The organism is Streptomyces triticirhizae (genome assembly GCF_003696235.1).
Lineage (GTDB): Bacteria > Actinomycetota > Actinomycetes > Streptomycetales > Streptomycetaceae > Streptomyces > Streptomyces triticirhizae.
Map to the genome: position 1 here is coordinate 34,607 of NZ_RFFJ01000022.1, position 12,238 is coordinate 46,844.

Here is a 12,238-nt window from a genome sequence, read left to right on the forward strand (position 1 = left end):
CGCCGGGACCGCCGGTGCGCCGGTCGCGTTCAGGCCCGCGCCCCCCGCGTTCGGGCTTCGGGCAGGTGCTCGCCGGCCCACTCGTCGAAGCCGGTGAGGGGGATGCCCAACTCCCGCGCGAACTCCGGCCTGGCGGGCTGGCCGGCCACGTTCAGCCACGCGTGGGAGACGCCCATGCCCGGCATCCCGGCGGCGAACGCCTCCTCCTCGGTCATCTCCGGCGCGGCCAGCTCCGTTCCCAGCGCACGGGAGAGGATCGCGGCGACCTCCGTCATCGACCGGTAGTCGCCGGCCAGTTCCAGCTCGACGCCGTGGAACCGGTCGGGGGCGACGAAGGCCGCCGCCGCGGCGCGGCCGATGTCCGCCGACGCCACCAGGGAGAGCCGGGTGGTGGGCCGGAGCGTGGTCACCAGGCCGCCCTCGACGCCGCGCGGGAACAGATAGCCCGCCGAGGGCAGCAGGTTCTCCATGAAGAAGGCCGGCTTGAGCAACGTCCAGCGGGGGAAGCCGGCCGCCCGCACCCGGTCCTGGAGCGCGGCCTTGGCCTCGAGCGTGGCCTCCATCGCGGCCCAGCGCCCCTCGGCCCAGCCGGGCACCTCCCGGTGCCGGCCCGCGCCGGAGGCCGAGGTGTGCACGAACTGCGGCACGCCGGCCGCCCGCGCGGCCGTGACAAGGTTGACGCCCTGCGCCACCTCCGCCTCGAAGTCGAAGGCGCCGTCGACAAACGGCGGCATCTGCACGGAGAAGACGCCTCGGGCGCCCTCGACGGCGGGGGCCAGGGAGGCGCGGTCGTTCAGGTCGCCGACGACGAGTCGGGCGCCACGGGCCGCGATCTCCCGGGCGGGGGCGGCGTCCGGATCGCGCACCAGGGCGCGCACGGGGAGGCCGGCGGCCAGCAGGGCACGGGCGGTGGCGCCGCCCTGCTTGCCGGTGGCGCCGGTGACGAGGATGGGTGCGGGGTCCGGGGCGGATGAAATGGACATGCTGCTCCTCGGGTGGGCGGGGTGGAGAGGCGTAAACGGCGGGGCCCGCCGTTTAGCCTCTCGTTAGAATACGGCGGGCCCCGCCACTTAGTCACCCGGAGGTCGACGCCATGCCCGCCGCCCACTCCCCCGCGCGGCAGCGCGCGGACGCCCGACGCAACCACGCGCGCATCCTCGCCGTCGCCGAGCGGGAGGTCGCGACGCACGGCGCCGGGGCGTCGCTGGAGCAGATCGCCCGGGTCGCGGGGGTCGGCTCGGCGACCGTGCGGCGCCACTTCCCCACCCGGCGGGCGCTGTTGGAGGCGGTGTCCCGGACGCGGATCGACGCGCTGTGCGCCCGCGCCCGGGAGTTGACGGACGAGACGGCGAACGGGCGGAACGCCAGGGACGCGCTGCTGGAGTGGCTGGGAGACGTCGTCGCCTACTGCGCCGCCGCGCGCGGGCTGGCCCCGGCGCTGGCGCTGGACGGCGCCGAGCCCGAGACGGCCCGGGCCCGGCACGAGAACGCGTGCTCGTCGGCGCTGGAGGAGGCGGGCGCGCCGCTGCTGCGCCGCGCGGCGCGGGCGGGCGGGGTGGCGGCGGACGTGACCATGCCCGACCTGATCACGCTGATCGTGGGCATCGCGTTGGCCACCGAGCACCATGCCGACCCGGCGGCGCGGGCACACCGCCTCTTCGGACTGGCGGTGGCGGGGCTGAGCCCCGAACGCTGAGCCCCGAACGCTGAGCCCCGAACGCTGAGCCGCGCCGCACGCGACGCGCGACGCCCGCCCGCGCGGCCCCGGCTACCGGCGCGGCCCGGGCGGCCCCGGCTGGTGGTGCCAGGGCAGGCGGACCGGGGTGGCCGGGCGGCGGCCGGCGACGAGGTCGGTCAGCAGCGGGACCAGGCCCAGCGGGACGACGGACTCGTCCGTCGCGGCCAGTTCGGCCGCCGACCACCAGCGGTGCTCGCTGATGGTGCGGACCTCGTGGGCCTCCCACCGGGAGGGGTCCACGGCGTGCTCGGCGACCCGGAGGAAGAAGAAGCTGTCCTCGAACTCGCCGTTCAGCCAGCCGAGATCGGCGTGGCCGCCGGTCCAGGCGACCCGCTCCCCCAGCGCGGCCGGCGCGACCCGCAGCCCGGTCTCCTCCCACAGCTCGCGGGCGGCGGCGCGCGGCAGCGACTCCAGGCGCCGCACCCCGCCGCCCGGCGTCATCCACAGCGTCGGGGCGCCGTTCTCCCCCTCGGACCGGAACAGCAGCAGCCGGTCCCGGCCGTCCACCAACAACACCCGCGCGCTCCTGCGCCGACGCCCCATCGTTCCTCCTCAGCCGCCGAAACCCCGCGACGACGGGTCATCATGCCGGAGTTCGGGCGACGCGTTCCGCCACGGCCCCGGGTGCGACGCCCGCCGCACCCGGGGTGGTCGGGAACGGTCAGTTCACGCCGAGGAGTTGGCGGATCGGGTCGATCGCGAAGTAGACCAGGAAGAGCGCGGCCGTGATCCACAGCAGCCAGTTGATCTCGCGGAACCGGCCGGTGACGCACTTGAGGACCACATAGGCGATGAAGCCGGCGCCGATGCCGTTGGTGATGGAGAAGGTGAACGGCATCACGGCGATGGTGACGAACGCCGGGATGGCGAGGGTGTGGTCGGCCCAGTCGATCCGCGCCACCTGGACCATCATCAGGAAACCGACCGCGACCAGCGCGGGCGAGGCGGCCTGGGCGGGGACCACGGTGGCGATCGGGGAGAGGAAGAGGGCCAGGCCGAAGAGGACGCCGGTCACCACGTTGGCCAGGCCGGTCCGCGCGCCCTCGCCGACGCCGGCCGCCGACTCGACGTAGGAGGTGTTGGAGGACGCTGACGCCGCGCCGCCGGCCGCCGCCGCCAGGCCGTCGACGAAGAGCAGCCGGCCCAGCCGGGGCACCCGGCCGTTCTCGTCGAGCAGCCCGGCCTCGCTGGTGACGCCGACGGCGGTGCCCATGGTGTCGAAGAAGTCGGTCAGGAAGAGGGTGAAGATGATCAGCACCACGGTGATGGCGCTGATCTCGCCGAAGGCGCCGAAGAGGCTGAACTCGCCGACCAGGTTGAAGTCGGGGGCGGCCACCAGGGCGTCGGGCCAGCTGGGAACGGTCAACCCCCAGGCCGCGTCCGGGATGTCGGCGATCGCGTTGACGATCATCGCGAAGAGGGTCATCGCCACGATGCTGATCAGGATCGCGCCCTTCACCTTGCGCGCCAGCAGGGCGAGGGTCAGCAGCAGCCCGAGGCAGAAGACGAGGACCGGCCAGCCGGTGAGTTCGCCGTGCGCGCCGAGGCCGAGCGGCGGGGAGCCCTCGTGGCCTACGGTAAAGCCCGCGTTGACGAAGCCGATCAGGGCGATGAAGAGGCCGATGCCCACGCCGATGGCCTGCTTGAGCGCCATGGGGATGGCGTTCATCACGGCCTCGCGGAAGCCGGTGGCCGAGATCACGCAGAGCAGCAGCCCCTCCAGGACCACCAGGCCCATCGCGTCGGGCCAGCTCATCCGGGGGGCGATCTGGAAGGCGACCATCGCGTTGATGCCCAGGCCGGCCGCCAGCGCCAGCGGCAGGTTGGCGGTCAGCCCCATGAGGATGGTCATGATGCCGGCCACCAGGGCCGTCACGGTGAGCACCTGCTCGATCGAGAGCTGGTTGCCGTGCACATCCTGGGCGCCACTGAGGATGATCGGGTTGAGCACCAGGATGTAGGCCATGGTGAAGAAGGTGGCGACGCCGCCGCGCACCTCGCGGGCCAGGGTGGAGCCACGCGCGCTGAGCTGGAAGAAGCGGTCCAGCGCGGAGGCGGCCGCGCCGTCGCCGGGCGGGTTGTCGCCCTTGGTCAGCCGATTGACCGGCATTGTTGAATCCTTGACTGAGCGGGATCGGGACTCGTGGATTCTGCCTGGTCCACCGGGTGTGTGGGTTTTGTGCAGGTAACATCGGCCGGCAACGTTACGGAATTGCGTCCTGTTGGGGGAACCCCGCCCGGCCCCGCCCCGGCGCCGCCCGACGCCCCGGGCGCCGGCGTCACGCCAGGGTGGCCAGCGCCCCGGTCACCGCGTCCAGGTCGGCGTCGTTGGCCAACCCGGCGTGGTAGAGCCGGAGTTCGGTCGCGCCCAGCTCGGCGGCGTGGGCCGCGTCGGCGGCCAGCGTCGCGGGCGAGCCGCCCATGCCGGCGACGACGGGCAGGTTGGCGGCGACGGTGCGGCCGGGGTCAGCCAGTTCCGTGAACGGGGTCAACGCCGCCGCCCTGGCCGCCGGCCCGCCGGCGGCCGGCACCACCACGCCGTCGGCGTGCGAGAGCACCTCGGCCGGGCGGACGCCGACGTTGGCGCCGCAGCGGTGCGGGGCCGGGTCGGCGTGCAGCAGCACGCGGAAGTCCGGGAGCCCCACCTCGGCGGCGCGGGCGCGGACGGCGGCGACGGCCGCCCGTTGGAAGGCGTCGGCGACGCCGAACCGCCAGGCGGCGACGGCCGCCGCCAACTCCTCGCCCAGCGCGGCGACGATCCCGGCCCACTCCGCGTCCCGGTCTCCGGCCGGCTCCGGCGGCGCGCCCGCCCAGCGGGGCGCCAGGGCCTCGCGCACGGCGGCGCGCAGCCGGCCCGGGTCGGCGCCCGAGGCGGCGTAGCCCTCGGCGCAGACCGCGCAGAAGCAGAGCGACATCAGAAAGCTTCCGACCCCGCCCAGCGCGGCGCCGCCGATCTTGTCGTGCGCGTGCGGATGGTCCAGTCCGTACCAGCCGCAGGACTCCAGCTCGACGCCTGACGTGCCCGGCCGGACGGCCGCCTCGGCCGCCAGGGCCTCGACGTAGGCGCGCACCTCGGGCCGCGCCACGCAGGGCGCCCACGGGTAGCGGTCGCCGAACGCGTTGACCACGGTGCTGCCCGGATGCTCCTCGCCCAGCCGGGAGTTGTGGGCCAGGATCACCCAGGAGTGGACGTCGAGGCCGGCGGCGGCGAGCGCCTCGGCGGCCAGGCCGTAGGGGTCGTCCTCGGGCAGCCACTCCTGGCGGTGGGGGCGCGGCGCGCGGCCGGCCCAACGCGCCTCGTCCGGCGGGTAGTAGACGGCGGAGTGCCGGGCGGTGACCACCCGGTGCGCCGGGTGGCGCGGGGTGAGGGCGCGGGTGGAGTGGTAGGCGGCGGCGAGGGTGACCTGGCGCACGCCGAGCGCGGCGATCCGCTCGGCGGCGGCCGGGTCGCCGACGACGTCCCACGGGTAGACGAAGGCGGAGGCGCGCATCAGCCCTTCACCAGGCCCAGGCCGGTCTCGATCAACTCGGCGAGCCGGTCGAGGTGTTCGGGCAGCGGCTCGGAGAGCGGCGGGCGCACCCCGCCCACGTCGAGGCCCCGCTTCCGCACGCCGGCCTTGACCAGCGAGACGGCGTAGCCCCTGCCCTGGTTGCGGAGTTCGACCAGCGGCCGGTAGAAGCCGTCGAGCAGCCGCTGGACCGTCGCCCGGTCCTCGGGGGTGTCCCCGGCGAGCGCGGCGTGGAAGGCGAGGGCCACCTCGGGGAGGAACGCGAAGACGGCCGAGGAGTAGAGCGTGACGCCCAGGCCCCGGTAGGCCAGGCCGGTCAGCTCGGCGGTGGGCAGCCCGTTGAAGTAGCGGAACGGGCGGTCCGGGTGGGCGGTGCGGACGGCGGAGATGGTGCGCTGGAGGAGGTCGAGGTCGCCCAGGCCGTCCTTGAGGCCCACGATGCCGGGCGTGGCGGCGAGTTCGACGACGGTCTCGGGGGCGAGCACCACGTTGTCGCGCTGGTAGACGATCACGTCGAGGGAGGTGGCGGCGGCCAGCTCGGTGAAGTGCCGCAGCAGGCCGCGCTGGTCGGCGACGACGAGGTAGGGCGGCATGGCCAACAGGCCGTCGGCGCCTGCGCGTTCGGCGCGGCGGGCGAAGTCGACGGCGAGCGCGGTGCCGTAGCCGGCGCCGGCCAGCACCGGCACGGCGCCGGCCGCCTCCTCGACGGCGGCGGCCACGCACCGCTCGAACTCGTCGGGGGCCAGGGCGTGGAACTCCCCGGTGCCACAGCACGCGAAGACCGCGCCGGCGCCCGCGTCGATGCCGGCGCGGAGGTGGGCGCGGTAGGCGTCGAGGTTGAGGGAGCCGTCGGGACCGTACGCGGTCACCGGAAAGAACAGCAGGCCGTCCAGGCGCTGGCCGAGTGTGGCGTCGGTCATGTCTCTACTCCCCGGGCCGTACACGATGATGACCATTGTCCATGTTTCTGAACAACCCACGCTAGTTCAGCGGCGATTTCCAGGTCAACCCGCCGTTGACGACGACCAGGCCACCGCCTACGGTGACCCCGAAACGTCCGTCCCCGTACGGTCCTTCACCTCCAGGGAGCCCCGATGCCGGCAGATCAGCCCGCTGAACGAGACACCGAGACGCCGGCCGGCGGGGACGCGCCGCTGGTTCTGCTCACCGGGGCGGCCGGGGGCGTCGGGACGTTGATGCGCGAGCTGTTGCCGGCGCACGGCTACCGGCTGCGCTCCCTGGACATGGCGCCCATCGCGGACGGACCGGACGCGGTGGTCGCGGACCTCTCCGACTCGGCCGACCGCGAAGCGCTGCGGGCCGCGGTGCGCGGCACGGACGCGATTCTCCATCTGGCCGGCATCTCCCTGGAGTCCACCTTCGAGAAGATCCTGCGCGCCAACATCGAGGGCACGTACCGCCTCTACGAGGCGGCCCGCGAGGAGGGGGTGCGCCGGATCGTCTTCGCCTCCAGCAATCATGCCGTGGGCGCCACGCCCTGGCCCCGGCCGGGTGACCCGCCGATCCCGGTGGACACGCCGCACCGGCCCGACACCTTCTACGGCCTCTCCAAGTGCTTCGGCGAGGACCTCGCCCAGTACTACTGGGACAAGCACGGGATCGAGACGGTATCGATCCGGATTGGTTCCTGCTTCCCGAAGGCCACTTCCGTTCGGATGTTGTCCGTCTGGCTGAGCCCCTCGGACGGCGCGCGCCTCTTCCACGCGGCGCTGAGCGCGCGGGACGTGGGCCACACCGTGGTCTACGGCTCGTCGGCCAACACGAGGGCGGTCTGGGACCTGGAACCGGCGCGGGCGCTCGGGTACGCCCCGCAGGACGACTCGGAGATCTTCGCGGCCGAACTGATCGCGAAGGAGGGCGAGTTGGACCCGAGCCGACCGGAACAGGCCCATCTGGGCGGTCACTTCCTGACGGACCCGCCGCTCTGGCCCCACTGAGCGCTGGCCGCGCGGGCTTTCGGGGATGCCGGCCGCGCCGGCGCGGGGCCCTGGCCGGGCGGGCTGCTGACGGCCCCGTTCCCTGGCCGGGCGGGTGTTGGCGCTGCCGCGCCCGGGTCGGGTCGGAACACGGTGCTGCTGACGCTGCCGCACCGGGCTGGACCGTCGCGACGGCGCTGGACCCTGTCCAGGCGGGGCCCAGGCCGGCGGGGTGCCCCGGGAGCGGCGACGTCCGCGCAGGGACCATGCACGCCCGGGCCGTCGAACGAACTGTTCAACTCTCAACGGGCACCTAGAAAAAGAGACCCCCCCGGGAGTGGGCGGCGCGCGGACTGCCACGACGGCAGGCGATGTTCGCGCGGCAGCGTCGTCGTTGACCGAACCCCACGAAGCACCGCACCCCGAAACGACGACCGGCACGGGCCCGTTGAGTCGCCCGACGCTCCGCTACGTCCGAGACGGGCGACATGCCGGGGCAGGGCCGGCGAAGCCGGTGCGCGCCACGCACGCCCCCAGCGGCCGGCCGGCCCTCGAACGCGGCGCGGTCCCCGCGCCCGGAGGGCACGCACCGCCACTCCCGACCCCCCGACGGCAACAAACTCCACCTCCGGAAGCCGCGCCCCCCTTCCCAGCCAGCCTCCTGCCGGCATTCGTCACGCCCGCACCCGGCCGATCGTGCGCCATGGAGGGTCCGGCGTCGTGGTCCGCGCCACAACCCCAACCCCCACACCCACAACACTCGTCAACGAACCAACGGAGCAACGGGCTGCCCCGCACCGGCCACCGGCCCGCACCCGAAGGCCGGGAACGCCCGGGGCCCCGGCGCCCCCGGGGCCCGCCCCCGAAGGCCCGGCCGGCCCCGGCCTCAGCCGAGCAGCAGCTCGCCCGGCAGGGCCGCACCGCTCTTCACCGTGTCGAGGACGAACATCGTGTCGTACCGGCGGATGTTGTCGTCGCCCTTGAACAGTTCGTTGCCGAGGTCCCTCAGGTCCCCGATCGAGCGGGCCGTGAGCAGGACGGCATAGTCCCAGGGCCCGGAGAGGGAGTAACACTGCTGGACCGCCGGATGGGCCCGGAGGCGGTCGGCGAGGCGCCGGTGGTGCTCGAACGACTCCTCGACCAGCGCCAGCAGCACCAGCGCCTGCGCCAGGGACGACGCGGCCTCGGCGTCGACCACGGCGACGGTGCGCAGCACGCCGGCCGCCTTGTACCCGGCGATGCGGCGCTGGACGGCGCTGGGCGAGAGCCCGACCTGGTCGCCCAGGGCGCGCAGCGTCTGGTCCGCGTCGGCCTGGAGCAGGTCCAACAGCCGGGTGTCGATCTCGTCCAACGGCCGCTGTCTCGAGGTCACCTCGCGCACGCGCAACAATCTCGCGTGCCCGCGCAATCTACGCAAGCGGCTCTCGTGCGGTGTTGCGTAGCGTCCGTCCCATGGAGAACACCTCACAGCGGCCCGAAGAGGCCACCGAGCACGCGGAGTTCACGGACCTCCGGCTGAGCCGGGTGCTGCGGGCGCGCACCGTCATTCCGGCCTGCTTTCTCGACACCCCGCAGTACGAGGACGACCTTCTCAACGCCGCCCTGGGGCGCCGCGTCACGGTCAAGCTGGAGACGGCCAACCCGATCCGGAGCTTCAAGGGGCGGGGCGTCGGCTTCGCGCTCGGCGAGATCCCGGCCGGGGAGACCGTGGTGTGTGCCTCATCGGGCAACTTCGGTCAGGCCGTCGCCTATATCGGTCGATCGCGCGGACTGAACGTGGTCGTCTATGCCCCGGCTCCGGTCAACCCCGTAAAGCGTGCCCGCATGGAGGCCTTTGGCGCCCAGGTGGTCGAGGTCGGCGAGGGCACGGGAGACGCGGGCCACACGGGAGACGCGGGCGCGGCGGCCTCGGCGGCGGCCGAGGAACGGGGCGCGCACCTGATCGTCGACGGCGTGCCGCCCGCGATCGCCGAGGGCGCGGCCACCATGGCCGAGGAGCTGACCCGTGCCGGAACGTTCGACGCCCTCGTCGCGCCGATCGGCGACGGCAGCCTGATCAGCGGGCTCGCGCTCTGGATGCGCGGGCACGCGCCCGGCACCCGCGTCATCGGCGTCAACCCGGCGGAGGCGCCCGCCATGCTGCGCAGCTGGCGGGCGGGCGAGCCCGTCACCGCGAGGCCCACCAGCGGCTTCGCCGAGGGAATCGCGATCCCACGGCCGCACCCGGAGTCGGTCGAGCGGGTGCGCGCCCTCGTGGACGACATCGTCCTGGTGGACGAGCGCGAACTCCGGGACGGGATGGGGCTGGTCGCCCGCCACCTGTCCGTCCTCGCGGAACCGGCCGGCGCGGCGGGAATCGCCGCGATCGCCGCCGGGAGGGTGGACGGCGAGCGCGTCGCCACCGTCGTGACGGGCGCCAACCCGAACCGGCTCGCCTAACCGGCCGCCCGGCCGCCGGCGCCGGCGGTGAAGTAGGCGGCGGTCTCGGCGTCGGCCGGGTAGTAGGACTCGATCGCCACCTCGTCGAGCGTGATGTCCAACGGCGTGCCGAACGTCGTGATCGTCGAGAACAGCCTCAGCTCGCGGTCATCGAAGCGGAAGGTCATCGTGATCACGACGTCGGAGTCCGCCGGTGGGGGCGTCGCCTCCTCGCCTTCGGCCGGCGCCAACAGCTCCTCGTAGAGGGCGGTGAGCCGGGCGTCCGGCGCGGCGGCGAGCTGGCGCCCGATGCGGGCGCGCAGCACGGAACGGACGTCGGCGAGGTTGACCAGCCGGGACGCGAACCCGCGCGGGTCGAGGCCGAGCCGCACCATGTTGACCGGCGGGCGCAGGAGTTCGGGTGCGACGTCGGCGAGGAACGGGCCGATGGCCCGGTTGGTCATCACGATGTTCCAGTGGCGGTCGATGACCAGCGCCGGGTAGGGCTCGTGCGCGCGCAGGACCCGGGCCACCGCGTCCCGCGCCGTGGCCAACGCGTCGGCGCCGAGCGGCCGTTCGGGGAACCGGGGCGCGAACCCGGCGGCGAGCAGCAGCCGGTTGCGCTCACGCAGCGGGACGTCGAGCTGTTCCGCGAGCCGCAGCACCATCTCGGCGCTGGGGTTGGACCGGCCGGTCTCGACCAGGCTGACATGCCGCGCCGAGACATCGGCGGCGATCGCCAGGTCGAGCTGGCTCAGCCGCCGTCGGCGGCGCCACTGGCGCAACAGCTCCCCAACGGTGTGCACGAGCGGCGAGCGTAGCCGCCCGGCGGGCCGGCGGCCATGACATCCCAGTTCATCGACAGGCTCGCCGCGCGCCGTGAACACTGCGGCCCATGAGCGAACGCAGGACGGAAGAGAACACCGCCCGGAAGAACACCGCCCGGGCGAACCGGGCCGTCGTGGAGCGGGCGTTGGCGGGGCTGGTCACGACCGGGGACGTCGGGGCGCTCGCGCCGCTGCTGCGGGACGACTTCGCGCACCACAGGCCCGAGGTCGGCACGCGGACGAAGGACGAGTGGCTGGCCGGCGTGGGCGCGCTGCCGCTGGCCGCGCTGCGGGTCGAGATCACGCATGTGGTCGCCGAGGGCGACCTGGTGGTCATGCACACGCGGCGCTGGCTGGACGGCGGCGGCCCCGGGATTCTGGGGGTGGACATCTGGCGTCTTGAGGACGGGCTGATCGTGGAGGGCTGGGAGGTCATCGAGCCGGTCGCGGACGCCGCCGCGCACTGGGAGTGGTGGCGTCCGGCCTCCTGACCCCGGGGGGCCCGGCCGCCGCCGTCCGGTCAGCCGCCGTCGCGGTGAGCCGTCCGGCGTCGGGGTCCACGTGCCAGGGCGTGGCGTCGGGGGCGGCCAACGGGAAGGGGACTCCGGGAACGGTCGGGGGCACGGTCCCGCTCTCCTCGTCGGGCGGCGCGCGGTGGGGGCGAACTGCCCGCGAGGACAGGCGGTTCCGCCGCCTCCCGGGACCCGTCCCGGGAGGTCGCCCGTAGGGTGCCGGCACCGAGTCGAGAGGGGACGACCGTGGCCAGGCACGACGGGGAGGCGTTCCACGCCCCCGCACACCACGAGCCGGTACCGGAGTTGGACGACGCGGTGCGGCGGCCGCACGACGAGGGCCGGTACGCCACCGCGCTCGACCTGGTCCTGCGGCAGCTGCGCGAGGAGGGGCCATCGGAGGACGCGTTCTTCTGGGCCACGACGCTGCTGATCACCACGCAGCGCGCCGCCGGCCCCGGCGTCGCCGAGCCGATCCCGCTGGAGCGGCGCTCGAACCCCTACTTCGCGCCGGTCGCCACGGAGTGCGCCGCCTGCGCCCGCTTCTGGTTCTCCTCCCACGACATCCACGCCGGCAGGCGCATGGCCCCTCGCGCGGGCGGCGGCCTGAGCGTCGCCAACCCGCTCGGGGTGCAGTGCCAGAGCTGCCGCTACTCGCTGTGCCGCGCCTGCTACGACCTGGCCGACGTGCGCTGTCCCGAGCCGGACTGCGACGGGACGTTGGGGGTGCCGGTGCTGCCGACCGGGCGACCGCAGGGCTGCCCCGCCAACTCGTTCACCGAGAAGCTGGAGCATGTGCTGATCCTGTGGCGGGACGTCCCGGTCGACCGGGAGGAGGCCGAGTTCCTGGTCGATCTGGCCTGCACCTGGCAGGACCGGGCGGGCATCGTCGTCAGGTCCCAGGTGAACCAGGCGGGCCCCGGGGACGGGGAGACGATGGAACGGCGCATGGGCCTGGTGCTGGTCGGCCTCTACGAACGGCTTGGGCAGATCAGCGAGGGCGGGCTGATGGAGCGCACCCGGGTGGTGCCGATCATGTCGCCCGGCCTGGGAAAACGGCTGGTGCTGGTCACGGCCGCGCCGGAGACCGGCCCGGCCTCCCGACTGTCGGGCCCGGTCCGGTACCTGCTCTCCGACGAGGAGGACAGCGAGAACGACGGGAGCGCGGAGCCGGGGAACGGCGGGGCCGCCCCGGGCCGGCGGCGCCGCTGGTTCCGGCGCCGCCGCTGAACCCGTTCCCGAACACCCCGGCCGGCGCCGCCGTCAGCGCGCCGCCCGCAGGGCCGCCGCCGCCAGC

General features: G+C 74.4%; 12 protein-coding genes. 5 read left to right on the plus strand and 7 right to left on the minus strand.

The genetic code is table 11. The features are described from left to right. Positions 1 to 29 precede the first annotated feature (29 nt). Complete coding sequence (locus EBN88_RS06870; RefSeq protein ID WP_122182912.1) at positions 30 to 983, minus strand: NmrA/HSCARG family protein; 954 nt, start codon at positions 981 to 983, stop codon at positions 30 to 32. A 110-nt stretch (positions 984 to 1,093) separates the two neighbouring features. Here EBN88_RS06870 and EBN88_RS06875 point away from each other — a divergent pair, with 110 nt between their 5' ends. Beyond that, the gene (locus EBN88_RS06875) at positions 1,094 to 1,696 is read left to right on the plus strand and encodes a TetR/AcrR family transcriptional regulator (protein WP_122182913.1); all 603 of its coding nucleotides are present in this window, start codon (positions 1,094 to 1,096) and stop codon (positions 1,694 to 1,696) included. A gap of 72 nt (positions 1,697 to 1,768) precedes the next feature. Here EBN88_RS06875 and EBN88_RS06880 read toward each other — a convergent pair whose 3' ends face one another. The 4 genes from EBN88_RS06880 to EBN88_RS06895 all read right to left on the minus strand — a co-directional run bounded on the left by EBN88_RS06880 (position 1,769) and on the right by EBN88_RS06895 (position 6,167). Beyond that, positions 1,769 to 2,281, minus strand: a complete 513-nt coding sequence (locus EBN88_RS06880; protein WP_122182914.1) for an NUDIX hydrolase — start codon at positions 2,279 to 2,281, stop codon at positions 1,769 to 1,771. Between the two features lie 118 nt (positions 2,282 to 2,399). Beyond that, on the minus strand, positions 2,400 to 3,848 hold the full coding sequence (locus EBN88_RS06885) for an NCS2 family permease (protein WP_122182915.1): 1,449 nt from the start codon (positions 3,846 to 3,848) through the stop codon (positions 2,400 to 2,402). Positions 3,849 to 4,017: 169 nt separating this feature from the next. Continuing rightward, on the minus strand, positions 4,018 to 5,229 hold the full coding sequence (locus tag EBN88_RS06890) for a hypothetical protein (RefSeq protein WP_122182916.1): 1,212 nt from the start codon (positions 5,227 to 5,229) through the stop codon (positions 4,018 to 4,020). Next, positions 5,229 to 6,167, minus strand: coding sequence for a 5-dehydro-4-deoxyglucarate dehydratase (locus EBN88_RS06895; protein WP_122182917.1), 939 nt, complete (start codon positions 6,165 to 6,167; stop codon positions 5,229 to 5,231). The genes EBN88_RS06890 and EBN88_RS06895 overlap by 1 nt, the downstream gene beginning before the upstream one ends. 174 nt (positions 6,168 to 6,341) lie before the next feature. On the opposite strand from EBN88_RS06895, the gene EBN88_RS06900 reads away from it, so the two are divergent. Then, positions 6,342 to 7,205, plus strand: a complete 864-nt coding sequence (locus tag EBN88_RS06900) for an NAD-dependent epimerase/dehydratase family protein (protein ID WP_122182918.1) — start codon at positions 6,342 to 6,344, stop codon at positions 7,203 to 7,205. Positions 7,206 to 8,070: 865 nt separating this feature from the next. Here the strand turns inward: EBN88_RS06900 and EBN88_RS32565 are convergent. Beyond that, on the minus strand, positions 8,071 to 8,565 hold the full coding sequence (locus tag EBN88_RS32565; protein WP_407703383.1) for an Lrp/AsnC family transcriptional regulator: 495 nt from the start codon (positions 8,563 to 8,565) through the stop codon (positions 8,071 to 8,073). A gap of 71 nt (positions 8,566 to 8,636) precedes the next feature. Here EBN88_RS32565 and EBN88_RS06910 point away from each other — a divergent pair, with 71 nt between their 5' ends. After that, positions 8,637 to 9,623, plus strand: coding sequence for a threonine ammonia-lyase (locus tag EBN88_RS06910; protein WP_122182919.1), 987 nt, complete (start codon positions 8,637 to 8,639; stop codon positions 9,621 to 9,623). Here the strand turns inward: EBN88_RS06910 and EBN88_RS06915 are convergent. Continuing rightward, on the minus strand, positions 9,620 to 10,408 hold the full coding sequence (locus tag EBN88_RS06915; protein WP_122182926.1) for a helix-turn-helix transcriptional regulator: 789 nt from the start codon (positions 10,406 to 10,408) through the stop codon (positions 9,620 to 9,622). The two genes, EBN88_RS06910 and EBN88_RS06915, sit on opposite strands and share 4 nt — an antisense overlap. 89 nt (positions 10,409 to 10,497) lie before the next feature. Here EBN88_RS06915 and EBN88_RS06920 point away from each other — a divergent pair, with 89 nt between their 5' ends. Both EBN88_RS06920 and EBN88_RS06925 read left to right on the plus strand, forming a co-directional pair. Beyond that, a complete protein-coding gene (locus EBN88_RS06920) occupies positions 10,498 to 10,920 on the plus strand; it encodes a nuclear transport factor 2 family protein (protein ID WP_122182920.1) in 423 nt (140 codons plus the stop codon). A 267-nt stretch (positions 10,921 to 11,187) separates the two neighbouring features. Further along, complete coding sequence (locus EBN88_RS06925) at positions 11,188 to 12,171, plus strand: hypothetical protein (RefSeq protein WP_233580506.1); 984 nt, start codon at positions 11,188 to 11,190, stop codon at positions 12,169 to 12,171. Positions 12,172 to 12,238: the final 67 nt, after the last annotated feature.